General features: G+C 38.3%; 23 protein-coding genes and 1 riboswitch. Of the genes, 14 read left to right on the forward strand and 9 right to left on the reverse strand.

Annotated features, from left to right (window positions below):
• Window positions 1-10: 10 nt before the first annotated feature.
• The 3 genes from coxB to ESZ36_RS15755 form a co-directional block, all read right to left on the reverse strand.
• A complete protein-coding gene (gene coxB, locus ESZ36_RS15745) occupies window positions 11-1,570 on the reverse strand; it encodes a cytochrome c oxidase subunit II (RefSeq protein WP_146789627.1) in 1,560 nt (519 codons plus the stop codon).
• 563 nt (window positions 1,571-2,133) lie between these two features.
• Complete coding sequence (gene lexA, locus ESZ36_RS15750) at window positions 2,134-2,769, reverse strand: transcriptional repressor LexA (RefSeq protein ID WP_146789629.1); 636 nt, start codon at window positions 2,767-2,769, stop codon at window positions 2,134-2,136.
• 53 nt (window positions 2,770-2,822) lie between these two features.
• Window positions 2,823-3,428: a HutD/Ves family protein gene (locus tag ESZ36_RS15755; protein WP_146789631.1), complete on the reverse strand. Its 606-nt coding sequence runs from the start codon at window positions 3,426-3,428 to the stop codon at window positions 2,823-2,825.
• 211 nt (window positions 3,429-3,639) lie between these two features.
• A riboswitch (TPP riboswitch) is annotated at window positions 3,640-3,737 on the forward strand.
• A gap of 139 nt (window positions 3,738-3,876) precedes the next feature.
• On the opposite strand from ESZ36_RS15755, the gene thiC reads away from it, so the two are divergent.
• The 6 genes from thiC to ESZ36_RS15790 all read left to right on the forward strand — a co-directional run bounded on the left by thiC (window position 3,877) and on the right by ESZ36_RS15790 (window position 10,712).
• On the forward strand, window positions 3,877-5,877 hold the full coding sequence (gene thiC / locus ESZ36_RS15760) for a phosphomethylpyrimidine synthase ThiC (RefSeq protein ID WP_146789633.1): 2,001 nt from the start codon (window positions 3,877-3,879) through the stop codon (window positions 5,875-5,877).
• A 64-nt stretch (window positions 5,878-5,941) separates the two neighbouring features.
• Window positions 5,942-7,126 carry an FAD-dependent oxidoreductase gene (locus ESZ36_RS15765; RefSeq protein ID WP_246129129.1) on the forward strand — a complete coding sequence of 395 codons (1,185 nt, stop codon included), beginning with the start codon at window positions 5,942-5,944 and terminating at the stop codon, window positions 7,124-7,126.
• Complete coding sequence (gene thiS / locus ESZ36_RS15770) at window positions 7,126-7,338, forward strand: sulfur carrier protein ThiS (protein ID WP_146789635.1); 213 nt, start codon at window positions 7,126-7,128, stop codon at window positions 7,336-7,338. The genes ESZ36_RS15765 and thiS overlap by 1 nt, the downstream gene beginning before the upstream one ends.
• The gene (locus ESZ36_RS15775; RefSeq protein WP_146789637.1) at window positions 7,338-8,135 is read left to right on the forward strand and encodes a thiazole synthase; all 798 of its coding nucleotides are present in this window, start codon (window positions 7,338-7,340) and stop codon (window positions 8,133-8,135) included. Before thiS ends, ESZ36_RS15775 begins: the two co-directional genes overlap by 1 nt.
• Window positions 8,136-8,321: 186 nt before the next feature.
• A complete protein-coding gene (thiE, locus tag ESZ36_RS15780; RefSeq protein WP_146789639.1) occupies window positions 8,322-9,959 on the forward strand; it encodes a thiamine phosphate synthase in 1,638 nt (545 codons plus the stop codon).
• A 291-nt stretch (window positions 9,960-10,250) separates the two neighbouring features.
• Window positions 10,251-10,712 carry a methyltransferase family protein gene (locus ESZ36_RS15790; protein WP_146789641.1) on the forward strand — a complete coding sequence of 154 codons (462 nt, stop codon included), beginning with the start codon at window positions 10,251-10,253 and terminating at the stop codon, window positions 10,710-10,712.
• A 126-nt stretch (window positions 10,713-10,838) separates the two neighbouring features.
• Here ESZ36_RS15790 and ESZ36_RS15795 read toward each other — a convergent pair whose 3' ends face one another.
• Window positions 10,839-11,690: a delta-class carbonic anhydrase gene (locus ESZ36_RS15795; protein WP_146789643.1), complete on the reverse strand. Its 852-nt coding sequence runs from the start codon at window positions 11,688-11,690 to the stop codon at window positions 10,839-10,841.
• A 415-nt stretch (window positions 11,691-12,105) separates the two neighbouring features.
• Here ESZ36_RS15795 and ESZ36_RS15800 point away from each other — a divergent pair, with 415 nt between their 5' ends.
• Entirely contained in the window at window positions 12,106-12,813 is a 708-nt protein-coding gene (locus ESZ36_RS15800) for a lipoate--protein ligase family protein (RefSeq protein WP_146789645.1), read from the forward strand.
• 75 nt (window positions 12,814-12,888) lie between these two features.
• On the opposite strand, the gene ESZ36_RS15805 is transcribed toward ESZ36_RS15800, so the two are convergent.
• Window positions 12,889-13,476 carry a peroxiredoxin family protein gene (locus ESZ36_RS15805; protein WP_146789647.1) on the reverse strand — a complete coding sequence of 196 codons (588 nt, stop codon included), beginning with the start codon at window positions 13,474-13,476 and terminating at the stop codon, window positions 12,889-12,891.
• Window positions 13,477-13,641: 165 nt separating this feature from the next.
• Window positions 13,642-16,449, reverse strand: a complete 2,808-nt coding sequence (gene prsT, locus ESZ36_RS15810; protein ID WP_146789649.1) for an XrtA/PEP-CTERM system TPR-repeat protein PrsT — start codon at window positions 16,447-16,449, stop codon at window positions 13,642-13,644.
• A gap of 380 nt (window positions 16,450-16,829) precedes the next feature.
• Here prsT and ESZ36_RS15815 point away from each other — a divergent pair, with 380 nt between their 5' ends.
• The 3 genes from ESZ36_RS15815 (at window position 16,830) to ESZ36_RS15825 (ending at window position 19,600) form a co-directional block, all read left to right on the forward strand.
• Window positions 16,830-17,594, forward strand: coding sequence for a PEP-CTERM sorting domain-containing protein (locus tag ESZ36_RS15815; RefSeq protein ID WP_146789651.1), 765 nt, complete (start codon window positions 16,830-16,832; stop codon window positions 17,592-17,594).
• Window positions 17,595-17,760: 166 nt separating this feature from the next.
• Window positions 17,761-17,976 carry a cysteine-rich CWC family protein gene (locus ESZ36_RS15820; RefSeq protein WP_146789653.1) on the forward strand — a complete coding sequence of 72 codons (216 nt, stop codon included), beginning with the start codon at window positions 17,761-17,763 and terminating at the stop codon, window positions 17,974-17,976.
• A gap of 136 nt (window positions 17,977-18,112) precedes the next feature.
• Entirely contained in the window at window positions 18,113-19,600 is a 1,488-nt protein-coding gene (locus tag ESZ36_RS15825; protein WP_146789655.1) for an FAD-dependent oxidoreductase, read from the forward strand.
• Window positions 19,601-19,619: 19 nt separating this feature from the next.
• Here ESZ36_RS15825 and ESZ36_RS15830 read toward each other — a convergent pair whose 3' ends face one another.
• The gene (locus tag ESZ36_RS15830) at window positions 19,620-20,300 is read right to left on the reverse strand and encodes a phosphoglycolate phosphatase (RefSeq protein ID WP_146789657.1); all 681 of its coding nucleotides are present in this window, start codon (window positions 20,298-20,300) and stop codon (window positions 19,620-19,622) included.
• A 247-nt stretch (window positions 20,301-20,547) separates the two neighbouring features.
• On the opposite strand from ESZ36_RS15830, the gene ESZ36_RS15835 reads away from it, so the two are divergent.
• From ESZ36_RS15835 to ESZ36_RS15850, 4 genes are all read left to right on the forward strand, one after another.
• On the forward strand, window positions 20,548-20,868 hold the full coding sequence (locus ESZ36_RS15835; protein WP_211357800.1) for a hypothetical protein: 321 nt from the start codon (window positions 20,548-20,550) through the stop codon (window positions 20,866-20,868).
• Window positions 20,868-22,499, forward strand: coding sequence for a PepSY-associated TM helix domain-containing protein (locus ESZ36_RS15840; protein ID WP_146789659.1), 1,632 nt, complete (start codon window positions 20,868-20,870; stop codon window positions 22,497-22,499). The genes ESZ36_RS15835 and ESZ36_RS15840 overlap by 1 nt, the downstream gene beginning before the upstream one ends.
• Entirely contained in the window at window positions 22,499-22,828 is a 330-nt protein-coding gene (locus ESZ36_RS15845; protein ID WP_146789661.1) for a DUF3325 domain-containing protein, read from the forward strand. The genes ESZ36_RS15840 and ESZ36_RS15845 overlap by 1 nt, the downstream gene beginning before the upstream one ends.
• Before the next feature lie 87 nt (window positions 22,829-22,915).
• The gene (locus ESZ36_RS15850) at window positions 22,916-23,674 is read left to right on the forward strand and encodes a TSUP family transporter (protein WP_146789663.1); all 759 of its coding nucleotides are present in this window, start codon (window positions 22,916-22,918) and stop codon (window positions 23,672-23,674) included.
• Window positions 23,675-23,819: 145 nt separating this feature from the next.
• Here the strand turns inward: ESZ36_RS15850 and ESZ36_RS15855 are convergent, their stop codons facing one another.
• Together ESZ36_RS15855 and ESZ36_RS15860 are read right to left on the reverse strand one after the other, a co-directional pair.
• On the reverse strand, window positions 23,820-25,550 hold the full coding sequence (locus tag ESZ36_RS15855) for an OprO/OprP family phosphate-selective porin (protein ID WP_170235860.1): 1,731 nt from the start codon (window positions 25,548-25,550) through the stop codon (window positions 23,820-23,822).
• A gap of 119 nt (window positions 25,551-25,669) precedes the next feature.
• Window positions 25,670-26,869: a carbohydrate porin gene (locus tag ESZ36_RS15860; protein WP_146789666.1), complete on the reverse strand. Its 1,200-nt coding sequence runs from the start codon at window positions 26,867-26,869 to the stop codon at window positions 25,670-25,672.
• Window positions 26,870-26,899 lie beyond the last annotated feature (30 nt).

A 26,899-nucleotide genomic window follows, 5' to 3' on the forward strand; every position in this document is an offset into this window, starting at 1 on the left:
TTATATCCCCCTAGTTCGCACTAGCAGCATCAACAGCTGCAGGTTGTACTAAATCACCGGTATTATTTCCCCAAGCATTACGCTCATAAGTCACAACTGCGGCTATTTCGGTTTTAGTTAATTGACTACCGAAAGCAGCCATGGCAGGATTTTTCTTACTACCGTTAAGCACCATATCTAAGTGCACAGTGATATCCCCCGTTGCAATCACACTACCTTTAAGCGCAGGAAATGCTGGAGGTAACCCTGCACCTGTCGGTTGATGACAAGCAACACAAGCCGTCATATATACTTTTTCGCCCATAGTCATTAATTCATCTTGGCTATACACTTTAGCTAAATCCTCTACTGGTGCTTGTTCGGTCATTGTCTCTACCGCATCTTCAACGTTAGTTTCAATTGTTACGGCTCCTGTTGCATCTTGTGCTGTGTTATTAACAGCAGATTTCACATCAGATGCTTGCACTACATCACCAGTATCATTGCCCCAAGCATTTCTCTCGTAAGTGACTACTGCGGCTATCTCTTTTAAACTCAATTGTTTGCCGTAAGCTTGCATACCCGTGCCTGCTTTACCATTAAAGACAATATTGAGGTGATCTTCTATCGTACCCGTTGTGGCAACAGGGCTACCTTTTAAGGCAGGGAAGGCCGGCGGCAAACCTAAACCGGTTGGTTGATGACAAGCTGAGCAGTAGGCTGTGTAAGTTGTTTCACCTAATTGCATAAGCTCTTCTTTTGATATTGAAGCGTTTAATGAGTCTTGTTCGGCTCTTGCTGCGGCGGCGATACGTTGCTGTTGTTCATTGAGCCAAATGTCATAATCTTCAGCTGATTTTACCTCAACAACAATGGGCATAAAACCATGATCTTTTCCGCATAACTCGGCACATTGACCGCGGTAAACACCAGGTTCATCAACTCTAGTCCAGGCTTCATTGATGAATCCTGGATTAGCATCTTGTTTAACGGCAAAAGCAGGCACCCACCATGAATGGATAACATCATCAGATGTTATTAAAAATCTAACTTTTTTATTGGCAGGAATAACAAGTGGCTTATCAACCTCAAGTAAATAGTTTTCACCTTTGACGGCGCTAGTTTCTTGTTGATTTTGGTATTGTTCGCGAGGGGTTGAAAGGACAGAATAATATTCAATATCTTGATCAAAGTATTTGTAATGCCATTTCCATTGTGAGCCCGTGATTTGAATCGTAACATCAGAGTTCTCATTGTCCTCCATCGCTATCAGTGTTTGTGTAGCAGGCACTGCCATGGCGATTAAAATAACAATGGGTATTGCTGTCCATAAAATTTCTACTTTAGTACTTTCATGAAAATCAGCAGGTTTTGCACCTTTAGATTTTCGGTGAAAAGCAATCGACCAAAACATAGCGCCAAAAACTAAAATACCGATAGCAGTACAAATATAGAGCACCAGCATATGTAAATCATATACGTCTCTACTAACAGCAGTAACCCCTTTAGTCAGGTTTAACTGCGTCTCTGCCCAGGCTGAATTGGCAAATAGGCTGGCCAACACTAGCCAAATTAGCTTATGTTTCCCCACACGGCATCTCCTCTTTTCAATGATAGAGAACAGATGTGCAGCAATGTACTTCATAATTCACTGAACTGAATATCTGTTGTTATTATTATTTTTATCAACTAACAAGAGCTCGGTTTAGCCACGGTTGCGCTATATAGAACGGTTCATGACGAATATACGTAATCTAGAGATCAAGTTAATTATCGACGTGAAATAGTAATCAGTCACAGCACTAGTGAACTAGTGTGACAAAATTAGCAAACAGACGTCTTTTTATTCTTTTTATGTTCGTTTTGTATGCGTTACTACTTATAGAATTACGCTAAAAATTGATCTAGGTCAAACATTTTATAACTGAGGAATTATAAAAAAACCATTTAATTCAATGGAGTAATAGCTCTAAAGAGAGTGTGAGCTTTACTAGGACTAGCTTTGATTAAATTTAATAAAGAGATTTAAAAATTGCAGAAAATCATGTGGAAATTTAGAAGGGAAAAATATTAGAGATAAATAAAAACGCCATATTTTTTACGCTGTGATTAGGTAATAAATATGGCGAATGCTGTAACAGTGGCTATGATGGATTACATCCAACGTCCACTTCGAATAATACCGACGGCGATACCCTCAATATTAAACTCTTGATTAGCTAAGTCGACTTTAATAGGAGAGAAATCTTCATTTTCTGCATGCAAATAGACAACATTTCCTTCCCGTTTAAAGCGTTTTACGGTGACATCATTTTCAACACGGGCAACAACAACCTGGCCATTTTGTACTTCAGTTGTTTGATGCACAGCAAGTAAATCGCCATCTAGAATACCAATATCTTTCATACTTTCGCCATTTACACGCAAGAGGTAATCGGCAGCAGGATGGAATAAATTACCATCCATTTTATAATGTTCTTCAATATGTTCTTGCGCCAAAATTGGTTCACCGGCGGCAACTCGCCCTATAAGTGGTAAACCTTCTGGTTCAAGCATCTCTTCAACCAAACGAATGCCACGAGAAGTGCCTGCAAGCATTTCAATGTAGCCTTTTTTTGCTAAAGCTTTTAAGTGTTCTTCGGCGGCATTAGCTGATTTGAAACCAAAAAAATTAGCGATTTCGGCACGCGTAGGTGGCATGCCTGTATCTTGAATCTTTGCTTTGATTAAATCATAAATCTGTTGCTGTCGTTTAGTTAGCGGGCGTAATTCGGTAGTTGAATCTATCATAGCTTTAGCCTGTAAATTTACACAGTATTACTGGTAGTATATACAGCTATGCTTTAAAGGCAAGCTTTTACTTTGAGCTCTATAATAATCATATTTTTACCTGTAATTTTGTTAACTGAAGAGTGGTGACCGGATAAAGTGTTGCGATGTTGATATTTGAAAAGGTGACCAACAGGCACTGTACACTCTTCATCTTGAGGCGTATTTACAACCATTTTTTCAGTTAAGCTATAAGCGAACAATAAGCTACCAGCTAACAATTTAATAGTGACAGTTTGTTGCTCAATATAGCCGCTAACTGCAGGCGTGAATGAGGTTTTATTAGTCATGATATTGAAGTCTTTAATACTACCATTGACTAAAGCACCATAGGTTTTACTCGCACCATCAAAGCGAGCAATATCAAGTATTTGAGTTAATTCATCAAGTTCACCATTTCGATGGTCTAACGTTAAGCCATTACCTTCAATTAAGACTAAATTACGTTGATAACCAGCAAAGTTTGAGAAGTCACCATCATTTACCACACTGGCAATACTTAGGCGCCAATCAAAATCATCCAAATTACCACCATCGCTAATGGCTAATTCAGTAGTGTGGCCTAAACCATTTTTCCATGGAATAGTTTTAAAATTTTCAGGAGTGAATACAGTAAGCATAGATGACCTTCAGCGTATTTTTTTTGCCATATTACTTAGTTTATCTTCATAGGCAAGGTTATTTATGTGTCGCTTTATTTTGATAATTACATTCGACCAAACGGATTGATTTATTAGTCCGCTTGGTATTAGTACTTGCTATGCGCTCTGCGCTCACGTTAGAATTAAAAGCGTGAATAGTTAATACTTTCAAATTAAGCATTAACTACCACAAGACTTGTCGGAGTGCCAAAGGCTGAGATCGCGAAAGCGGGATCCGTAAAACCTGATCAGATTAATATCTGCGTAGGAAACAAGAGAGAGTGATTAAGCCCTTGTGCTTAGATTTTGACCAACCTCTTTTTGCCTATTCTTTAACTAAATAATAGTTAAAGAAACTCCGCCTATTTTTATTCTTTTCTGACTTTTATGTAAATAAAACAAGAAGAACCAAAAACAAGGTGCGACCATGAACGATTTAACAAATACTGATATTGTAAAGAAAAAGCCAAAAACACGCCGTGAAAAACGTGAAGCGGCAGCAGCATTCTTGAAAAATGTTTCAGACCAATCATTTCCTAATTCTAAAAAAGTGTATGTACAAGGTGAAATCCACGATATCCAAGTAGGTATGCGTGAAATTACCTTAACCGATACCTTAGTAAGCGGTAGCAAAGACACCCCTGTTTACGAAAAAAACGAACCACTTTGTGTTTATGATACCTCAGGATTTTATACCGATGAAAATGTTGATATTAACGTGCACAAAGGTATTCCACGTTTACGGGAGTCATGGATTGATAACCGTGGTGATGTAGAGTTTTTAACATCTAATAGCTCAATGTATGCGCAGCAACGTCTTGATGATGAAGGTGTTGATGATATTCGCTTTGAACAGTTACCTACCATGCGTATTGCTAAACAAGGTAAAAATGTTACGCAAATGCATTACGCTCGCCAAGGTATTATTACCCCAGAGATGGAATACATCGCTATTCGTGAAAACTTGAAGCGTGAAGAAGTCAAAGATGCAACGTTACTGCTACAGCACAAAGGCCAGTCTTTTGGTGCCAGTATTCCAGAGAAAATCACCCCTGAATTCGTCCGTGATGAAGTAGCTCGCGGTCGCGCTATTATCCCAGTAAATATTAACCACCCTGAGTGTGAGCCGATGATTATTGGTCGTAACTTTTTAATTAAAGTTAACGCTAATATTGGTAATTCAGCAGTCACGTCTTCTATAGAAGAAGAAGTAGAAAAGCTTGTTTGGTCAGCAAAATGGGGCGCAGATACGGTAATGGATTTATCGACTGGCCGTAATATTCATGAAACCCGTGAATGGATTATGCGTAACTCACCAGTACCTATTGGTACCGTGCCTATTTACCAAGCACTTGAAAAAGTAAATGGGGTAGCTGAAGACCTAACGTGGGAAATTTTCCGCGATACCTTAATTGAACAAGCAGAGCAGGGGGTCGATTACTTTACTATTCATGCGGGTGTGTTACTTCGTTACGTACCAATGACTGCAAAACGTGTCACGGGTATTGTTTCACGTGGTGGTTCAATCATGGCGAAATGGTGCTTAGCGCATCACAAAGAAAACTTCCTCTACACGCATTTTGAAGACATTTGCGAAATCTTAAAGCAATACGATGTATCATTTTCATTAGGTGATGGTTTACGTCCGGGTTCAGTTGCTGATGCTAACGATGAAGCACAATTCGCTGAATTACATACCTTAGGCGAGTTAACTAAAATCGCTTGGAAACATGACGTACAAACCATCATTGAAGGTCCAGGTCACGTGCCACTTCATATGATTAAAGAAAATATGGAAGAGCAAATTGAACATTGTGGTGAAGCGCCTTTCTACACTTTAGGACCATTAACGACAGATATTGCGCCAGGTTATGATCACATTACCTCTGGTATAGGTGCAGCTAATATTGGTTGGTACGGTTGTGCCATGCTTTGTTATGTAACGCCAAAAGAGCATTTAGGTTTACCGAATAAAGAAGACGTAAAAGAAGGCTTGATGACCTATAAAATTGCCGCTCATGCAGGTGATTTAGCCAAAGGTCATCCAGGTGCACAAATTCGCGATAATGCCATGAGCAAAGCGCGTTTTGAGTTCCGCTGGTACGATCAATTTAATATTGGTTTAGACCCAGAAAGAGCACGAACTTACCACGATGAAACCTTGCCACAAGAGTCGGGCAAAGTAGCGCATTTCTGTTCTATGTGTGGACCGAAATTTTGCTCAATGAAAATCTCACAAGAAGTACGAGAATACGCTGCCAATCTCGAAGGTAAGAACGATAAAAATGCGATAAAAATTCAGCTGCTTGATGAAACTATCACGTTGCTCCCTGAAGGAATGGCTGACGAAGCTATTGAACAGGCGATGCAAGAAAAATCTGCAGAATTTAAAGCGACCGGTAGTGAAATCTATCAACTTGCGGACTAGCTTTATTGTGTCATCCCCGATCAGATATTTCGGGTATGACAAGTGTATTATTTTAGGCGGATGAATGATGAATATTGCCATTGTTGGCGCAGGATTGATGGGGCGATTACTCGCCCTGTCTTTACTGCGAGGTAAACAGTCAGAAAACGTAACCATTACTTTATTTGATAAAGATAAGAAACTCGCTCATAACAGTGCTGCCTATGCTGCAGCAGGTTTATTAACGCCATTAGGGGAATCACTTCACTGTGAACCTAATATTGTTAGCATGGGTTTTGAGTCATTACGTTTATGGCCGGCTTTGCTCGACAGTTTGGATGAATATACCCTTTTTCAACAAACTGGCGCCATCGTGGTAAGTCATGAGCAAGACAAAGGTGACTATCAGCGTTTTGTTAGGCACCTAAACAATAACTATCCCGAACATAAATTACATACGCTAGATCGTGCGCAATTGCTTGAACTAGAACCTGAAATAGGACGAAGTTTTAATCAAGGTTTGTACCTGCCACAAGAAGGGCAGATTGGTAATCGTCGCTTGTTAATTGCCTTACGAAAACAGCTTGAAAAAGAAGGAGAGAGCAGCAATGGCGTTAACTCGCTAAACTGGTTAAGTGAGTGTGAGGTACTTGCTATTGAAAACACTGAACTTATCAGTAAAGTTAGCTATCAACAGTGCGGGATCAATTGTAGCCAATCATTTGATTTAGTGATTGATTGTCGAGGTACTGGCGCGAGTAATAAAAATAGTCATCGTGCTTGCGCACCATTAAGTGACTTACGTTCTGTTAGGGGGGAACTGTTCCAGCTATTTGCCCCTGAAGTGAACATTTCCAGACCGATACGATTGATGCACCCTAGATATCAGCTTTATATAGCCCCTAAAGGCAAAGGTTTTTATGTGGTGGGTGCCACTGAAATTGAAAGCGACGATGACTCACCCATGACAGTTCGCTCAGCGATGGAATTACTCAGTGCGGCTTATAGCGTGCATCCAGGGTTTGCTGAAGCAAATATTCGTCAACACGTTAGTCAGTGTCGACCAGCCTTTAGTGATAATCAGCCTAAAATCACTCAAAAGGGTAGTTTAATACAGGTAAATGGCTTATTTCGTCACGGTTTTTTAATTGCCCCAGTAGTGCTTAAGCAAGTGTTAGCCCTGGCCAATAATCGGATAAATAATAGCATCGATGATTTGCCCTATAATAATTATTTATGTACAGAGCAACCACAAGAAGAGGTGATTTAATGAATATTCATATTAACGGAAAAGCCTATTCGTTAGGCCATGAAGTACACATTAGTGTCAGTTCAGCATTAACGTTACATTTTATTGAACCACAACAAAGTACTTTTGCGGTGGCGCTTAATGGTGATTTTGTTGGAAAAGCAGATTATGACACCACTCTAGTAAAAAATGGCGATAGTCTTGATGTGCTACTGCCAATACAAGGGGGGTAATGATGTCACTTAATATCTACGGACAGCAGCTTGATAGCCGTTTGCTCATTGGCAGCGCACTTTATCCATCACCACAAGTAATGAAACAAGCCATACTAGCTAGTGGTTCACAGGTAGTAACTCTCTCGCTGAAACGTCAGAATCCGGCAGAGCAAGCGGGTCAACAAATATGGCGTTACTTACAAGAAATCGTCACCGAAGTGAACGGTCATTTACTGCCTAATACCGCGGGTTGTAAAACAGCAAAAGAAACGGTTACGCTGGCGAAAATGAGTCGAGAAATTTTTCAAACCGATTGGATTAAGCTCGAGGTTATTGGTGACGATTACAATTTACAGCCTGATCCCATTGAGTTACTCAATGCTGCCGAGCAGTTAATAAATGACGGCTTTAAAGTCTTACCGTATTGCACCGATGATCTGGTTTTGTGCCAGCGTCTCTATGATTTAGGTTGTCAGGTGATTATGCCGTGGGCATCACCTATTGGTACGGGTAAAGGATTGATGAACCCTTATAACTTAGAAACTATTCGTTTACGTTTACCCGATGCGACCTTAATTTTAGATGCGGGCATTGGCAAACCTTCGGATGCTTGTTTGGCGATGGAAATGGGTTATGACGGTGTTTTGTTAAATAGTGCCGTTGCATTGGCAGATAATCCGGTATTGATGGCAAAAGCCTTTGGGCAAGCGTTACAAGCAGGTGAGCAAGGGTATGTGGCAGGGATAATGCCTCAAAGACAGACCGCCCACCCATCAACACCAACATTAGACACTCCATTTTGGCACCAACCGTGAGTTAAACGGCTTATTGCTATAGTGTCCAATTAAGGCGTCAAAAGTACTCATTGACTAACGTCAACTCCGTGCTATTTCCTTGTAATTGAACACTACAGCTGCAAGCCGTCTAACTCAGTTCTAAATTATTTAATTTTAAACTCAGTGAAAATAGTGATATTGATGGCTAACATGATTGGTATGAATATGAATAAGAAAAAGCCGATAATTTGGACTATTTCTGGTAGTGATTGCTCTGGTGGTGCGGGTGTTGCTGCGGATATTAAAACGGGTCATGGTTTAGGGGTGGAAGTTTGTCACCTGATCACCGCGAATACTGTACAGAACTCGCATCGACTTCTCTCGGTAAATGCTATTTCGGTTGAGATATTGCAGCAACAAGCAGCGATATTATTGGAAGACAAACCTCCATCGGTCATCAAAATTGGTTTAGTGGCTAACGTAGCGCAAGTACAGTGGTTAGCTCAGTTACTTAAGCACACTAAACAAGTCATGCCCAACGTAATTAGCGTTTATGATCCTGTTGGTCAAGCCAGTGTTGGTGGTAGTTTCAGTACGACCACGCTAGAGCAGCTTACCCCCTTATTACAGCAAGTGGATGTGCTCACGCCTAATTCGATGGAAGCGAAAAGCTTAGCCAGATTAGCTGATTTTTGTGATAAAAGTGATGCCAATGAAACAGCTGTCGAAATACTGGCTAAAAAAATCCATTACGATTTTGGCATCACCTCTATTATCATTAAAGGTGGCCACAGCCGGGATGAACAAAGCAGTAGTGATTACTGTTACCATCAATTAAATCAGCTACATGGCAAGCAAGACAATCAAGATAAAACCCTAACAGCGATTAGCTATCAGTTAAGCGCCCAGCGTATTGAAAGTCATTATAGCCACGGTGGTGGTTGTAGTTTTGCTACAGCATTATCCGCTTTTTTTGCCCAAGGTTATTTAGTACGTGATGCTTTTACCTTAGCAAAGGCATTTATCAGTCAAGGATTGAGCGCTAGCGAGCGAGTAAGTGAATCATTCGGTCATCAATATTACGGTGCATTTGAACAGCAAGGTTGGCCATGGCATACTAAATTTTTCCCTAAAATAGTTGATGAACTAAGTGTTAAATACCAAGATTTATCAGCATTTAATTCATTAAACTTAGCCGGAAAAAAACTAGGCCTTTACCCTGTCATTGATTCATTATATTGGCTAAAGCGGTTACTACCCTTAGGTTTAGAAATTATTCAACTACGCGTGAAAAACTTAGCAGAAAGTGAATTAGAACACGTAATTATTGAAGCAGTAGCGCAGGCGAAAGAATTTGATACGCGTTTGTTTATTAATGATTATTGGCAACTGGCTATTAAGCACGGTGCTTATGGTGTTCACATTGGTCAAGAAGACTTGCAAGATGCAGACTTAACGGCCATTCAGCAATCGGGGATACGTTTAGGTATCAGCACCCATGGTTGTTATGAATTCTTATCGGCACAGCGATTACAGCCGTCATACTTAGCCATTGGCGCAATTTTTCCAACGAAAACTAAAGATATGACCGGACAAATTCAAGGCATTGATAACTTGAGACAGGTATTATCTTTACGTCCAGATAATAAGCATAAAATCCCAGTGGTTGCTATTGGTGGTATTAATCTAGAACGGGCAAGAGAAGTTATCGAAACAGGCGTAGAAAGTATTGCTGTAGTTACTGCAATAACTGAAGCTGAGTGTTCACATGGCATTTCACCTGAGCTGGCAGTCACTCGTTTACAAGATATATACCCAAGCCACTTGAATATGCGTGTTTCAGGACGCTTGGGCGATTCATGATCAAGGCGCCTCTTTTTATTAAGGGTTATTCCCTTAAAAAAGGAGGTAACGAAGAACATGGTTTGCTCAACTGTCCCCGCAGGGCTGGTTTAGAAACGCTTTATGCTACGTTATTGATTTCGACAATAGAATAACTATTCTCTTCAATCAATGCCTTGCCTAAAGTATTTCTAATTCCAGCTGAAACCTGCATCTTCAGGTAGTTTGGGTATAGTATAATATCGAAACGACATACATGTTCAAATTGCTTGGATTTGTAATGTCTTTGATAAATATCGGTTAAGGATAATAATGAAAATTTTAGAAAATAAAATACCGCCGCCTTTAGTAGGCTTACTGGTTGCGCTATTGATGTGGGGGTTAAGTACAGTAACGCCCGTTATCTTATTAACAAATACAGTAAAAATAGCTCTGGTTGTTGGTTTTATTTCTATCGGTGTTTTCTTTGATCTTGCAGGAGTTATATCTTTTCGAATGGCTAAAACAACGGTGAACCCGCTAAAACCTAATACAGCAAGCTCTTTAGTAACATCAGGTATTTATCAAGTTACCCGTAATCCCATGTATGTAGGCTTTGTTGCTTTTTTATTGGCTTGGGCAAGCTTTTTAGGCTCGGCGTGGGGACTTATTCTAATTCCGTTGTATGTGGCTTATATTCAATTTTTTCAAATAGCTCCTGAAGAAAGAGCGCTAACAATATTATTCAAAGAAGAGTTTACAGACTATAAAGAAAAAGTTCGTCCTTGGTTATAATGACTGGATAGAACGAATGTAAGCCAAAATTCTGAAATAATGTTACTTATTAAACATGAAAAGCGGGAAATACAGTTTTGTATTTCCCGCTTTTTTCGTTATCAATCATTTATATTTAATGAAGTATTACATTGCAGATAATAATCTTGGGTTAACGACTAAGTTTCTAACACCGTGGGCGTGATCTTCTTTAAAGGCATTACCTTTACACCACTGACCAACAGATTCTATATTTACTTTCGCCACTTGTGGGCGAACGCTCCAAGTTACTTGAAATGGAGAGCCTTTTTCATTGTAACTAGGGCCTGTAGTCGAGCCAGCGTATTGAATCGGTGTACCGGTGTTATTTGGAATGTTAAGCGCTTGATGTTTATCATTGTTAATACCGTGCTTAGTTAGTTCACCAAAATCTAAAGCATTTTTATCATTCACAACAACAAATACTTGGGTCTCAACACGAAATTGTGGATTGATAGTCGACTCACCTAAACAAGCGCCTAAAGTGTTGCCAGGCGCTGCTTGTGCGGTAGAGTGAACATAGTGTACTTCGATAGTATCACCAGGGAATAAACCGCCGTGTGGGTTAGGGCAGATATCTTTATTAATTTTTTTAGTTTCTTTGCTACTTAATTTACCGGTATAAACAAAACCTGTTTGATAACCCGTACCATCGCCATTACCAGCATATTTAGTAAACTCACCACCTTTATGCTCAGCATTTTTATGCATATGGATATTACATAAATTCATGTTAGTAGATTCTGGTGCTAGACCAAAAATACGTGGGTTATTACCTTGTTTCATTGATAAATCACGTGGTGATTGCGGCCCATAACCTTTACTAACAGTATTATTTTCTAACATAGCTCGTTGCTTTTTAATTACGTTATCTGAAACGTTGGCAGGCTCACTGCCAGCAAAAGCTATTAGCGGAATTAATGCTGCGGCGACAGTCAGTGCAATAATATTCGTCTTCATATTGTATCCTTAAGATTGTTGATTAGCGGGTCACTTATGACAATTAGCATTACTGTATTTTTATATACATTATGGTCAGTATAGAAAATGGTTTTAGGGGTATTGCATGAAAAAACTAGACTACCATTTTGCTATGTAGCAGGCGCATTATGTGTTTAAAGCGATACTATGGGTCACTATAGTTTAGGTAATGCCACATGCGAATAATATTATGCTTTGTTTTTTCTTGCTTACATCATAAGTTGATAATGTCTATGCTACAGTAAAACGTCATGACAACCTCCTGACCGTCATGTTTACTATGTTAAAAATTGTAACCTGCAGGATGAGTTATATCTGATAATTAGCTTGTTGAATCATTCTGCTTGGGCTTAAAATATAAAAACAAACATGAATGTCAGCATAAGAAGTGAATATGAGTGGTAATAAATTACTGAAATACAAGAAAATTTCTGTAGCTAAGGTGTTTGAAAAAGAGACACAGATTATTGCCCAAATACAGGCAGAAGAACTCAAACAATGCTTAATGTTATGGCAGGCCAAAGAAGCTACTTTAGTATTGCCAGCAGGTAAGAAATGGCTAGAATCTGACGAGCTTAAAGCGGGTTTATCAGCTGAGAAGTGGCTTTTACAGGCTCGTAAAACAGGAGGAGCACCTGTACCACAATGTCCGGGTATAATTAACTTATCTCACCTCTATCTTTGGTCAAATGATACGCCTTATTCAATTACCCAAGCCTATGAGAATTTATGCACTGTGTTACATGCTTTCTTTCGTCAATTTAACTTAACTAGCCAAGCGCATGCCACAGAGTTTTCTTACTGTGATGGTGATTATAATATTAACTTGAATGGTAAAAAGGTTGTTGGTACTGCTCAGCGAGTGATCATAAAAAAAGGTGGCGGAAAGATAGTATTAGCACAAGCCTTTATTCTGATTGATGTGATACTTGATGAGATCGTGCAGCCTGTTAACTTGTGCTACCAGTTATCTGATAAAACGGAGCGAGTACAAGCGCAGGTACATACTACGCTTTTTGAAAATATTACCGAACGACCGACAATAGAAAAACTATATCAGCAGGTTACTCAAGCTTTTGTTGATAGTGGTCTTTATCAATAAAATCGCCACTCATACAACTATTATCAGTCAACCATCGCCTCTAAAATGGGCATCAATAATCTGGGTAAGTAATGTCTACGAACCCTTTTTTAGTTGCTCATAAAGATCGGCAAATTTAACGCGCTTTTTGTAACCTTTGAAAAAGTGCTTATGAATCACATTTCCTTTGTTATCAATTACCACTACACCTGGGTAAGGGATACCGTAATGATCACTATCTGCAGTATATTCATTGTTAACGATACTATATGCCAGCATCGTTTGTACTTTTTGGTCAGAAAGTAATGGGTAACTTATACTTTTCTGTTCAGCAAACGTTTTTAAAATATCAGGATTATCATAAGAAATAGCTGCTAAGCCGTAACCTAACTTTGTAAATTGTTCAGCATGTTCATTTAATTCTATTAGGTGTTTTTTACAAAAAGGGCACCAATCGGCAGAGCGAAAAAACAAAATAATTAAACCTTGCTCACCACTAAGTTCTTTGATATTAACTGCTTGCTCTTGAGTATTCAAAACCGAAATTTTGGGCGCTTGTTCACCGAGTGTTGGACCCACATTAATGCTGGTGTTGGCAAAGGCGTTATTCGTTAATAACAATAGTAGTGAGAAAAGTGATATTGATATTTTTTTATTAATAGCAGAGTAAGTTTTATTATTCATTTAGGTTACGGTTTTATGGGTTCTGACCTAAAAGACCGTGTGATGAAGTAAAAATTTTAATATAAGTTGAAACTGATTTTTACACTAAAAAGAATTAGCTCTTTATAGGCATTAAATTAGCTAATTTAACGCCTCTATACTTAATAAACTTACTTTACTGATTTTTTAACTCTGCCATTTATTTAAAAGAGCTTTAGCTGCTGCTTTTTCAGGGAAAACTTGCTCACTATCTATCGCTTCAATTAAGTACTTCTTAGCTTCTACTTTTCTTGAAAGGGCAAACAATGTCACGGCAGTGTGGTACTTCACTTCAGCGTTATCAAAATCTTTAGTGAGTGCTAAACGGAACAGTGCAATCGCTTGTTTGTGCTCACCTAATCTACTTTTAATCCAAGCAAGTGTATCAATAATTACAACGTTTTCAGGTAAATAATCATAGGCTTGCTGAGCATATTGTTCAGCCTTGTCAATATTACCTAAAGTAAATTCAACGCTAGCAGCATTATTTAATAAAATAGGTAAGGGCCCATATTTTTTAATTAATACTTGGTATTGGTCAGCAGATTTTTGCATCTGGAGATTAGCTTTGTAACTATCAGCAAGGGCGATGGCCACTAACATGTCATTAGGATAATTTTTTAACCATTTCTTCAATGGCCTGATCGCTTTACTCGGATTATCTTGTTGTTTGTAACTACGGTATAAACCGAGGACTGCTTGTTTTTGATCTGACTTTTCTAGAGCACGTCGATAAAATTTAATGGACTGCTTATTGTCACCTAATGCGAGGTATAAATCCCCTTTGAGTACCAAAGGTAAGCTCTCACTTTGGGTGATATCGGCAATGGATGAAATTAGGTTTAATGAAAACCCTTTATTTTTATCTTTAATTGTAAGGTTGACTAGACCTAGGTAAGCCGGCAAGTATCTATCATCGGCGATCATGGCTTTTTTATAAGACTTAATTGCGCCAGCATTATCTTTAGCTTTCAGCTGTGCTTTAGCAAGAATGATAAGTGGTTTTGCTTTTTTACGAGATTTTTCAACATAATCTCTTAATGCTAAGACCGCTTGTTGATGTTTATTTTGTTGTTGATACAGGGTAGAGATCGTTAATAAAGCTTGTGGCTTTTTGGGGTTTGCTCCAATAAATTCATCAACTAAATCAACTGCTTCATCTAACTTATTTTGTTTTGCTAAAATACGACTTAACTTTAACACCACATAAAAATCATTGGGGTTTTGTGCATAAGATTTTTGTATCCAAAGTAAAGCATTATCAATATCCTTTTTGAATAAATAACTGTCAGATATTTCAGTCATCAAAAGAATGTTTTTATCAAATATTGCCAGCTTAGCTTGTAAAAAACTGAGTGCTTTATCAAAGTCACCGGCAATATTATCCATACGCGCTAAATGCACTATAGCAATGATATTGGCATCGTTTAATTTCAGTGATTGTTCAAATGCAGCCCTAGCTTCAGGAAGCTGTCTGTTTAAACCATAGAGCATACCAAGGCGTTGTTGGAAAAAACTATTTTGTGGGAACTCGGCTATCAATGCTTTAGCGATATTAATGGCGGAGGAGTAATTTTTGGTGTTTTGGTATGAATCAATAAGCAGTAGTTTAATTTGTGTACCATTAAGTTCATTATCTTTAACCGCAGATAAAACCTCAATGGCTGACTGATAGTCACCTGATTGCATTTTGCTGCGTGCTAAGTTACTGACGCTAACTGTTGAGTGAGGGTAGCTATCAACTACTTTTTCAAAATAAAATTGTGCTTTGGCACTGTCTTCTAATTGTAAATAAGTTAAGCCTAACAGGGTTAGGATGTCAGGATTTCCTGGACGGGCGACATTCGTTTTAGTTAATAAATGTCGAGCTGAATTCAAATCACCTTGCTCTATTTCAATACTGGCCAACATTCGCACACTATCTATATCAAATTCTACATAACTGAGGTAATAGCTAAGGTAGCGATGGGCATCATTTAAGTTACCAAATTGAAAATTAGTTAATCCAGCTAAAAAATAATAATCTGGCGTGTTTCGCATAACTTCAGGTGGAACTGCAGCTAACGTAGCAATGACTTCAGTTAACTTATTATTGTCTGAAGTACCACTGTCATTACTGGATAAGCTAGCATTGATTATCGCTTTTAAATAACCTGCTCTTGGCTCATTGGGAATTTCGTTAAGTATATAATCCACATGAGGAACTGCTTGTTGATATTCTTGTAGTTCAATATGCAGCATAGCTTTAGTTAAGCGAGCAGATAAGTGTTTATTATTAATCTTGAGTGCTTCATCAATCGCAAGTAATGCACCTTGGCGGTCATCTAAACGATGTAATATTTTTGATTTTAAAATCCAGCCATTAATAAAGGGCTTTACACTGCTAAGGGATAAATCAATATAGGTTAGTGCTTGATTAATCTCAGATACTTGCAAAGCAATTTGAGCTCTACCTAATAAGGCTAACTGGTCTTTAGGTTTTAAGCTAAGTGCCAAAATAAAAGCCTTATCAGCTAACTTATACTGTTTTTTTCCAATATAAGCCTGTCCTCTAATGAGTAATAATTCACTTTCAATTTGCTCGTTACGCTGACCAAGCTTTGCCACGGCTAATGCTTCGTCATACTTGCCTTGTAGGACGTAAGCTTGTCCGTATAGCGTAATTAATCGATCATTATCAACTTTACCATCTCTTGCCCGGTCTAGCTCAATTTGCGCGGCAGAGCCATTGCCTTGAGTGATTAATATTTGTGCCATTAAAACCCGAGATGGCATATGCGTCGGATTTTCTTGAATAATATTTTTTAGATGAATAACGGCACTAGAAAACTCTTCATTTTGGAAAGCAATTAAGGCTTCTTCATAATTGGCATCAAGACTTTCGTTAGCAAATGTAGAAGTGGAAATAAATAAGAATGAGAGTAGGGATGCACGTAAGCTATTTTTAATTTTCATGTGATACCGATTTAATGATGATTTTCTATATGGCGACAAAGCACGTTTAATTTTACGAAATAGATAAAGATTATTAGTAATGTTTTGGAATATAGGAATAAATAAAACGCTAAAATAGTAACACTGTTAGTCACTTAGTTGATAAACATTTATCTAAAAAGAAGAGATAAAAATTGTAATTTACCATGTCAGGATTTTTTACAATAGAGCATATTACTCTATGGTTTTATCAACTTAACAGGGCTGATATGTTGCTATACGGTTAATTTTAAGTGTTGGTACAATAATTGCTTTAAAGCTAATCAATTGGTGGTGAGTATTAAAATAAGTACCTCATCCTCTCCCATTTCTTCAATCTGAAAGTGATAACGTATAAGACTATGACTTTAATTAAAAAAATATTTAAAACTCTTGCAGTAACTGCTTTATTTTCATCTGCTAATGTACTTGCCGCTGATTTCCTCGTTGATACTACTATTAGTGACTTACAAGGTGATGCCAATGGTGGTTGGGCTTATGAAATTAAGAAAATGTATGTTCAATGGGCGGATAACGATTTAATTACTGTTGATATTTATACCAATTTTGTTGGTTATAATAATAGAACTAGTGCTGGCAATAGTAGAATTGTGTTAGGTGATCTCCTTATCGGTACTAAAGGTAAAAGTAACCCATTTGATTATGCTTTTGTTTTATCAGATAGAGATAGTAACTTATACAGTAACTCAAAATATCGTACTAAACATTGGGATAAGAAAGGCAATCTGACTGAAATCGACTCTACATTATCTTCGAAAGACTATCACGGTTCACCTAGCAATACCGGTACAGGTGAAGTGATGGCAGGTACTACTAAAGGTAATAGTACCGAAGGTGATTGGTCTGTAAATAATTACGGTTGGAAAACCGGTAAAACGGATAAAATTAGCTTTAGCTTTAATGTTAACGGTATTGATGCATTCCAAAATGCTTCACAATTAGCATTTAGTTGGGCGATGTCTTGTGCAAACGATGTAGTTGATGGTGTAGTTAATGTTGATCGTCCTACTAGCGTACCAGAGCCAACGACATTATTATTAATGTTATTAGCTTTAGGTTTTATGGCTAAAAGCCGTAACAAAAAAGCAAATGACTTTTCTGCTTAGTTTCTTTTGTATTTATTCTTGTAGAATTAACTAACAAATAAGCATAAAAAACGACCTTTAGGTCGTTTTTTTATGCTTGAAACAAACATATGCTTACCCATGCAAGTAAAGCTGTTAACATAATCGCCACTAACAGTTTTTACTTAATAAAATTTGCTAAATACAAATGACTGATAAAAATGATGACAGTATTTGTCCTTTATGCCAGAAAAATAATCGCTGTGATGTTAAAGCGGGCAGTGGTTGTTGGTGTATGAATACTCCAGTTCCCGAGGCGCTTTTAGCAAAAGTACCAGCTCATCTAAAAGGTGTCAGTTGCGTGTGTAATGTTTGTATCGCAAGTTATCAGCTCCAACAACGTTTAAAGACTAGCGTAGAATAGTTTGCTTTGTTGGCTACTATTTTCTGAAACGTAAAAATAAAAGCACATTGGTGTAACATTTTTAGTCTCCACCGCTACGCAAATCGTGCGCATCCAAGTAACATATCATCTATGAATGTATTTTCTCAAAATCGTTATGAATAAAACCTCAGATTTTTATCAGCCATTACTCAATTCAAATGCAAAAATTGCCATTATTGGTGGTGGAGTTGCAGGCTCAACTATTGCGTTGCGTTTTGCTGAATTAGGTTTAGATACCACGCTAATAGAAAAAGGTCCTAGCTTAGTTAATGGGCCGCCTATTTGTCATTTACATGCCGGCGGTAACTTGTACCGCGAAATTTGTGATGAGCAATGTCTTACGCTATTAAAGCAATCGATAGACACAGTTAAAGTTTATCCACAAAGTGTCAACATTCGACCAACGGTTATTGCTTTGCCTAAAACGGATAATGGCCAGCCTGAAGATTTATTACCTCGTTTAGAGAAGTTACGCGCTAAATATAGTGAGCTTGTGGCTCAAGATAGTCGTAACAAGGTGCTCGGTGAACCGGAAAATTATTTTAGGTTTTATTCACGGTCTGAGCTCGATGCTTTACTGGATTTACCTTTACCCAAAACGGCTAAGAATGATAGTGATTGGTTAATCGCTTTTGCACAACATGTTGATTTAGAAAGTCTTAAATTTCCTGTGTTACTAGTGCAAGAGTATGGTTTGTCTGCATTTCGCTTTGCCGCTATCGCGAGCTTAGCGATCGAGAGTTTACCCAGTTGTCATCTTCAATCAAATAACCAAGTTGTTGCCATTGTTCAGCAAGAAAATAGCTTAGGTTGGCAAGTATCCACTCAAGCATTACCTCAACACCAGCAAAGCCCAACTATTATTCACCAGCACTTTGACTATGTTATTAATGCTTGTGGTTTTAAAAGTGGTGAAATTGATGACATGGTAAGTGCCAAACGTAAACGTATGGTGGAATTTAAAGCTGCTTATGTCGCACATTGGCCTCAATGCCAAGGACTATGGCCTGAGATTGTTTTCTACGGTGAGCGAGGCACTCCTCAAGGTATGGCTCAATTAACACCTTACCCTGATGGTTATTTTCAGTTACATGGCATGACGCAAGACATTACCTTGTTTGACCAAGGGTTAGTCGCGAGTTCTTTAGAAAGTGCACAGCCACAATTAGCACAACGCTTTATTGAAAAGATTGAGAAGCAATGGCCTGAGCAATTGGTGAATAATAGAACCTTAGGATCTATCGAACATATTGCTCAGTTTATTTCGGCTTTTAGCTCGGCAGAAGTCGCAGCAAAGCCATTATTCGGTGCTCAGCAAATTCCAGGGGAAGATGCTGATTTACGTGCAGCCGATGTTTCGTTTTATGGCCAACACTATGCGCGCGCAGAAATCGTTAAAGCATCCTCTGCATTAGCTGCAGGCGATGCAATATTACAAAACCTAGTCGATTGCGGTTTAATAGCGGCGTCGGAATTAGGGTGTTATCTGACAGAACATTACTTCCCTGTAAGCCAACAATGCTCCGAAATTGAAGTAACAGAACGAGCAATGATGTTAGCCAAGCAGCGGGAATATCCAATAGCGTTAGCAAAAAACCTATAGCTTATCGTTAGATTAGCCTTTAACGCTTTAACGAAATTAGTAGTTCATTGAAAGTATCAAAGCACCACTGTGGGCCATATCGATTGATGTCTTCACCGTAGTTGTAACCGTAAGTTAAGCCAACACTATCTATGTTGGCTGCTTTTGCTGCTAAGATATCGTTTTTAGAATCTCCGATCATCACACACTGTTCAGCAACAACGTTAAGCTGATTCAGGGCATAATTTAATGGAGCTGGATGTGGTTTCTTCTCCGCTAACGTATCACCACCAATTAATAACTCAAACACGTTATCAATACCTAAGCCCGTTAATATGGGTTGAATGAAAACAGCGGGTTTATTGGTAATAATAGCAAGGCGAAAGCCAGCCGATTTCAAGGAAAATAACCCTTCTCGTACATCATCATATAATACTGATTCAATACATAAGCACTGCTGGTAATGCGCTAGAAAAATGGTTAGCGCATCCTGAGTTAGCGTTTCATCTAACTCTTTATCAATGATTGCTGAACCTGATAATGCGCGCTCAATTAACACTTTGGCACCATTACCCACCCAATGGTGAATAGTGTCTTGGTCGAACGTTGCTTTGTTTAAATCTTTAAGGGTTCTATTTACGGCTAAATCAAGATCAGGGGCACTGTCTACTAAGGTGCCATCGAGATCGAATAATAGTACTTCTTTTTCTTGCAGTTTCACGTTTTTCTCTTGCTGAACATTCTATGTTGAGGTCAATGTAGCATGAAGCATCGTACATACAGCAATAAAAAGTTTGTTTGTTAATTTAAAGTAGACAATGCAAGTAAATGATAATGGTTTTTATTACGTTTACTGATATCATATCCTGACCCGTAATCATTAAAGGGAATATCACGGGGCTTCTAATGATTACGGGTATAGTTCTTTCTTTTAAATTACCTTTGCCTGATGCAAGCATGGAATCTCAGTGTCTTACCTCTTAAATAACATCAATTTATCTAGCCCACGTTGGGCTGTTTTCTCTAGATCGCTAGCTGCCATTTTTGGTGGTTATGCTTTAGCAACATCTAGCTCTCTTTTTATTGGTCAATTACTCTTAAATAACGTCGGAAAATATCAAGCTATTCATATTGGTTTATTGTTCTCATTTCTCGTCTATGCCTGCGCTGCCATGTGGGTATTTTCAGTATCAAATGCCACTAAGGCTTGGATATGCCTAATAAAAGCTAATGTTTTCTTTGTTGTAGGGGCTTGGTTATTAATGCAGTTTACGAGGGTTAGTAGCTGATGAAAGATAACTTTAGACAGTCAATGAAGTGGTTTCATACCTGGGTTGGTCTTATTGTTGGCTGGATCTTATTTTTTATGTTTTTAACGGGCACTCTCGGTTATTTCTATCAAGAAATTACCCGTTGGATGGAACCTGAAAGACCTTTTATTGAGCATAACATTAGTAATGAACAACTCATTAATATTGCTCAAACGTACCTGAAAAAAAATGCTCAGGATGTTGATGAATGGGATATCGATTTACCCACTGCTCGTAATCAAAACCTGCGAGTAGGTTGGCGCCACCCGCCAGAAGCTGGGAAAAAACGTGGTCGATATGAATCAAGCGTAGTGGATATAGCAACAGGTGAAAAAGTCGAAAGTCGAGCCACAGGTGGCGGTAGGTTACTGTATAGAATGCACTATCGTTTACACTATTTATCTACCAAAATCAGCTATTGGATTGTTGGTTTTTGTAGCATGTTGATGCTGTTAGCGGTTATTACGGGTGTTGTGATACATAAAAAGATATTCACTGATTTTTTTACCTTTAGAGCGAAAAAAGGTTTACCTGGCTGGTTAGATATTCACAATGTATTAAGTGTTATTGCCCTGCCGTTTCACTTTATGATCACTTATAGTGGTTTACTGTTTTTCCTTTTTACTTACATGGCACTAAGTACTAATTTACAAACTAATGAAGATGAATACAGGGAAATGCGTAAAGAAATATACCCACGTACTCCCCATGCACAGAGTACTAATCAACCAGCAAAAATGATTGATATCTCAGTGTTATACCAACAAGCAAAAAATAGCTGGCAGGCAGACGAATTAAGCACTATTGAGGTATTTGCTGCAAACGATAGTAATGCCCAAGTACGCTTTGTTCGTCATGAAACCGATATCACCTATAACCCTAATGATGAAGTGTTGGTAAATGCAATTACTGGAGAAATGATAACGCACACTCCGAGAGAATATACTGCAGCGGGTATAATTCATAATGGCTTTTTTTCTTTGCACGAAGGGCAGTTTGCTGGGCCAATAGCCCGTTGGATATACTTTTTCACGGGTCTTATCGGTACCGCAATGATTGCCTCGGGGTTAATTCTGTGGACAACCAAACGTAAACCTCAACAAATGAAAAAACCCAATGGACCTGATTTTGGTTACCGACTGGTTGAGCAACTCAATATCGGTACTATTGTGGGTTTACCTATCGCTATCGCCATGTATTTCTATGCTAATCGGTTATTACCTATTGATATGGCCGACCGAGTAAACTGGGAAGCCAATGTGATGTTTATTAGCTGGGCGCTATTATTAGTTTATCCGGCGTTTCGCCCTGCTAATAAGGCATGGCATGAGCAATTACAATTAGCTGCATTGGTTTATATAGCGCTGCCGCTAGTGAATATATTGACCACGGATAAACACCTCATTAATAGTCTGCTGCAACAGGATTGGGGGCTTGCTGCTTTTGATCTAACATTGTTGGGCGTCGGCTGTTGTTTTGCTTTTTCGGCCTATAAATATAAAGCGCTAACGGTTGATAAAAAAACGAGCAGGCAGAGGGTTAAACAAGATAAAAGTGTAGGTAATGAAAAGCTACTGCAGTTGCAGCGAGTAAGTAAGGGGAATGGTTAATGTTAATACTTATCTGTTTATGCTTTCCAGCTATGGTGCTTCTTTGCCTTGCGATGAACAAACATCGCGAGCAAGTCTTAACGCAAACAGTACCTAAGCTTATGATACGATTTTTTAGACCATTAGCTTGGCTCTTACTCATGTTTACCGCTTATTTAAGTATTGAACTATTTGGCTGGTCTATTGGGCCAGCATTGTTATTTGGTGCACTTACTATAGCGGTTTTATTACTGACTTTATTATTAACATACCGGGCTAAAATAGTGCCACAGTTAGCTATCGTTTTGCCTTTCATGGCTAGTTTAAGTGTTGTTCCTATTAATTTCTGATGTTGATGTATTGCTTATTACCAAGTACTTGCTTACAGTCTTCGGCTCTCGATTGTATCGTTATTATTAAAGTGTAGAGGAAGTACCTTGGAGTTTGCTGGCTTAACTATTGAAATAGCATTGTTTTTATTTACCGTCGCCATTATTGCAGGTTTTCTCGATACCTTAGCGGGCGGTGGTGGTTTGTTAACGTTACCAGCATTAATGATGACTGGTATACCGCCATTAATTGCACTTGGTACCAATAAGTTACAATCATGCGTGGGGGCAGGGACTGCTAGCGTGATGATGCTGCGCAAACGACGGGTGAGGTGGCATCAGGTCAAAGATTTAATGCCAGCTGCTTTTATCGGCTCTACAATTGGCACTATCATCATTCAATTCATTAATACCGAAGCATTGACGTTTATCATCCCTGTGGTGATTAGCTTTATTGGCATTTATTTTTTAATCACGCCAACGGTTGATGAAAAAAACAAGTCCGCTAAAGTATCAGCTTCCCGATATAAAAATATGGTGGTGCCTATCATAGGTGGCTACGACGGAATTTTAGGTCCGGGCACAGGATCGTTTTTCACCCTTGCCGGCCGATCTTTACGTGGACAGAATTTTCTTGAAGCAACAGCAATTGCTAAAACATTGAACTTTTCTACAAATATCGCTTCTTTAATTGTTTTTCTATTTGCGGGGCAGGTCATTTGGCTTGTTGGTATCACCATGATGTTAGGGCAATTGATTGGCGCTTGGTTAGGCTCTCACTGCCTCTTTAAAATACCCATAAATTATTTAAGATACTTAGTGGTTATCATGTGTTTTGGTATGTTGATTAAGTATATGACTGCTTAGGCCATGTCGAAACGACTAAAGCAATAAAGTTGTTACAGGAATAATACTATACGAGTATTGAAGTGGCTGTTTTTACCTTGTAAATCAAGTGAATATAAAAACCCTACAGTACTCTAAGTCAACCCTGCGGTTAGAGTCGGGGGTATTATAGTAGTAATAAAATACGGGTATTCATACCACTACTCGTGCCTTGCAGGTCGCAGTTATTTGAAATAAAACTGCAGCGATCTAAATCGATATGGCGATAATTGAAACTCAAATTTAATTTGGCCGTTAACCACCAAAAGACCCCAACAGAGAATATTTTAGTTTTTCCTGCGCTTATACCGCCATTATTACCATCAAAAACAGACCAGCGAGAAGTAAGCTCCCAAGCACCCAAGCCACTTTGTTCTACACTTCTTGCTACGGGAAGAGGGGAGAAAGTACCACTTCTTTTATTATACGCACGCATCTCTCCCGTTATTGCCCATGCAGCACTGACATGATAGCCCGATAGTGAAGGAGTGTTGAGTGATGGAGCATCAATATTTGTATTTATATACTCACTTGATATCCAATAAGGACCAGAGCGCCATGATGCTTCATAATTATAAGTCGACATTTTTTCTGCATCAATTGCCCCTGTATCTATATAATTGGGCGAAAGATTAAATTCAGGACTTGAAGCAAATCTCATTGCTTCTTTTCCATTACTGTAACGGTAACCAAAACCTAAATGAATGAGTTCACTCTCATCTTCAGATTCATAAGGTAACCATGTTGAACGAGCAACAAATTGTGTTGAATTTTCACCTATTGAACCATCATCATCGAGCCAATCATTAAAAATACCACCCGCCCAGGTAACAGTGTTAGCTTCATTGCGACCACTGAGTACCATACCAACATTCCGTGAGGGTAATAAAGCATCTGAAACAACACTTCTTTCTTGGTTAGGTAAAAAAACCATACCCATTAATCTTTCCATAGAGATAGGTTCTTTTTGTTTACCAATACTCAGGGTTGTATTAAAAGCAGTAGGTATATCAAGGCGCCAATCAAAAAAAGTTACATTATCTGATGTATTGGTATCAAAACCTTTATCAAATGAATTAGTGGCACCTGCTATGGTATACATCCAAGGTGAGTCGAATTTTAATGCGCCGCCCACGCCAAACCTTAATGCGCGTATTTCTCCGCCATCAAACAAAGAATTATCACCCACTTGAAGCTCACTCTCGGCATCTTGATAGAACCACTTTTGTCTGTCTAATGCGATTGCACCTACAAAAAGGGTAGAGAAATAATCATTGCTATACACATTCCAACTATCTGATGTATAAACTGAATGAAGTAAAATCTGTGGCGGGGTGTAGCCAATCCAACCAGCACGTTTTGTTTTTTTCTTTTTAGGGGGAGCTGTCGATGAAATGTTACTTTCGGTTTTTAAATTATTTCGGATAATTATGCCGTCACGTATCGCAAGTAAAACATGTTTTTTAGTGTCGAGTAGGGCTTCAATATTTTTATGAGGGTCTTCATCTAAAATCATGAAATTAGCAATTTCACCTGACTTTAGCGTGCCTAAAATAAAACCACTTTGCGCATCAAAAATGATATCACTAAGGTTAACTTCAACATCATCTTGGGTGACTGAGTCAAATAATTTATCGGTGATAACTAAACTAGCAATTGTGCTTTCATTTGGCTTTTTTGGATCAATAAAAGTGACATTGTGAATAACTATTTTCTGTTCTATGACTTCAGGAATCACTTCTGTGACCTCTATAACTCCGGGTATAACTTCTTCGGCTTGGATAATAGGTAATAGACTTAAATTGAAAAAGACTATAGTCAAAAATTTCCAGATCATGGTAAATTTTTTATTTTTCATTTTCATCACGTCCCTATTTATTTTAGGTGGTAATAAGTAAAAGTTAGCTTTGAGAAGCGAGTAATAATTTGAAAATAAAGCCTATTGTTACTATGCAAGTATCTGTCAATATTAAGGAATTAGATATCTAAACGTAACCTTAAACCATAAATCAAGGCACTTTTTTCTGCTAAGTTTAATGCCGGATTAGCTATATATTGAATATCGGCTGTTAACTCAAAATTTGATGTGATTTGCATAAAGTAAAATAGCTCGGTGGTGTATTGATCATCACTGCCTTTTATATCACCCCAGTTTACAGCCAAACCAAGATTGTTTGATTCTCCACCTAAACCGTAATAACCAATACCAGCACTAACCGATTTTTCCATCAGTGTGCCAGCATCTTCTGAAATACCTGCTCTGATGAAGGGATACCACGTGCTATTAATTAAACGCGAGGCAGAAAAATTAATACCATAACCTTCAGTAGAGCCCTGAATTTCACTTTCGTCGGAATGCCATAAAGTTGCATGAATATTGTCTACAAAAAGTTCACCTCTTGATTTTGCCCAACCAAACTCGACACTTTTAAAATATTTGTTATCACTAAAAAATGATTCAAAGCCCTTAAAAGGTTTTGACGAAATTGAATTCATGTCGGCAAAGCTTCCAATAAGGTAATATTGGTCAGATAACATAACGCCACCTGCCATACCTAACGTGGCATCTCCAGGCAAAGCTATCGTTGTTGTACCGGTGCTAAAAGCAAAGTTCATAAAGCCCGACCATGGACTTGTCATGGCATATAAATCAACAAAGTCAGTAACATCTAAAAAACCACCTACTACGGTAGCATTGCCATCCATAAATTCTTGCTTCCAATAAAGATTGGTTAATCGTGCACCTTCATCACTAAACGTTGGACCTATTAATCCTAAACCACCCACATCAAATTCAAAGTCTTTAACGGTATTGTCAGTGTACGAATGACGGTGTTCAACTTTCCAAATTAACGAGCCGCGGTTATTCTTTTCATCAGACATTGCTGTCCAGCTGCCATAAAACCTAACGAGCCCACTACTGGCTGAGTCTTCTTTAGTGGGGAGTGCTTTATTGGCAGTCATGAAAGTTGCGAAATAATCCGCACCTATTTCAATACCATGTTGCTCTAACTGGGTTTTAAACGTTGGTTTTGATTTTTTATTGTCGTTGGCAATTTTATTACCTACTGCATCTGAGCTGCCAAAGTTTGCTTTGTCATCTTCTTTAGCTAATGAATTTGTCGTAACTAATAAACCAGAAATAGCTAAGGTTAATAATTTTTTATGAGAGAACATGTGACTCCATTATTTTTATATAAGTAATTA

The sequence above is a fragment of the Colwellia demingiae genome (genome assembly GCF_007954275.1).
In the GTDB taxonomy this organism is placed as follows: domain Bacteria; phylum Pseudomonadota; class Gammaproteobacteria; order Enterobacterales; family Alteromonadaceae; genus Colwellia; species Colwellia demingiae.

Bases quoted from the DNA above. Each gene is read 5' to 3' on its own strand.
- ESZ36_RS15860 (WP_146789666.1), bottom strand. From the start codon at position 26,869: ATGTTCTCTCATAAAAAATTATTAACCTTAGCTATTTCTGGTTTATTA.
- ESZ36_RS15825 (WP_146789655.1), top strand. From the start codon at position 18,113: ATGAATAAAACCTCAGATTTTTATCAGCCATTACTCAATTCAAATGCA.
- lexA (WP_146789629.1), bottom strand. From the start codon at position 2,769: ATGATAGATTCAACTACCGAATTACGCCCGCTAACTAAACGACAGCAA.
- ESZ36_RS15795 (WP_146789643.1), bottom strand. From the start codon at position 11,690: ATGAAGACGAATATTATTGCACTGACTGTCGCCGCAGCATTAATTCCG.
- ESZ36_RS15775 (WP_146789637.1), top strand. From the start codon at position 7,338: ATGATGTCACTTAATATCTACGGACAGCAGCTTGATAGCCGTTTGCTC.
- ESZ36_RS15815 (WP_146789651.1), top strand. From the start codon at position 16,830: ATGACTTTAATTAAAAAAATATTTAAAACTCTTGCAGTAACTGCTTTA.
- ESZ36_RS15845 (WP_146789661.1), top strand. From the start codon at position 22,499: ATGTTAATACTTATCTGTTTATGCTTTCCAGCTATGGTGCTTCTTTGC.
- prsT (WP_146789649.1), bottom strand. From the start codon at position 16,449: ATGAAAATTAAAAATAGCTTACGTGCATCCCTACTCTCATTCTTATTT.
- ESZ36_RS15765 (WP_246129129.1), top strand. From the start codon at position 5,942: ATGATGAATATTGCCATTGTTGGCGCAGGATTGATGGGGCGATTACTC.
- ESZ36_RS15855 (WP_170235860.1), bottom strand. From the start codon at position 25,550: ATGAAAAATAAAAAATTTACCATGATCTGGAAATTTTTGACTATAGTC.
- ESZ36_RS15820 (WP_146789653.1), top strand. From the start codon at position 17,761: ATGACTGATAAAAATGATGACAGTATTTGTCCTTTATGCCAGAAAAAT.
- ESZ36_RS15800 (WP_146789645.1), top strand. From the start codon at position 12,106: ATGAGTGGTAATAAATTACTGAAATACAAGAAAATTTCTGTAGCTAAG.
- ESZ36_RS15805 (WP_146789647.1), bottom strand. From the start codon at position 13,476: ATGAATAATAAAACTTACTCTGCTATTAATAAAAAAATATCAATATCA.
- thiE (WP_146789639.1), top strand. From the start codon at position 8,322: ATGAATAAGAAAAAGCCGATAATTTGGACTATTTCTGGTAGTGATTGC.
- thiC (WP_146789633.1), top strand. From the start codon at position 3,877: ATGAACGATTTAACAAATACTGATATTGTAAAGAAAAAGCCAAAAACA.
- ESZ36_RS15790 (WP_146789641.1), top strand. From the start codon at position 10,251: ATGAAAATTTTAGAAAATAAAATACCGCCGCCTTTAGTAGGCTTACTG.
- ESZ36_RS15755 (WP_146789631.1), bottom strand. From the start codon at position 3,428: ATGCTTACTGTATTCACTCCTGAAAATTTTAAAACTATTCCATGGAAA.
- thiS (WP_146789635.1), top strand. From the start codon at position 7,126: ATGAATATTCATATTAACGGAAAAGCCTATTCGTTAGGCCATGAAGTA.
- ESZ36_RS15840 (WP_146789659.1), top strand. From the start codon at position 20,868: ATGAAAGATAACTTTAGACAGTCAATGAAGTGGTTTCATACCTGGGTT.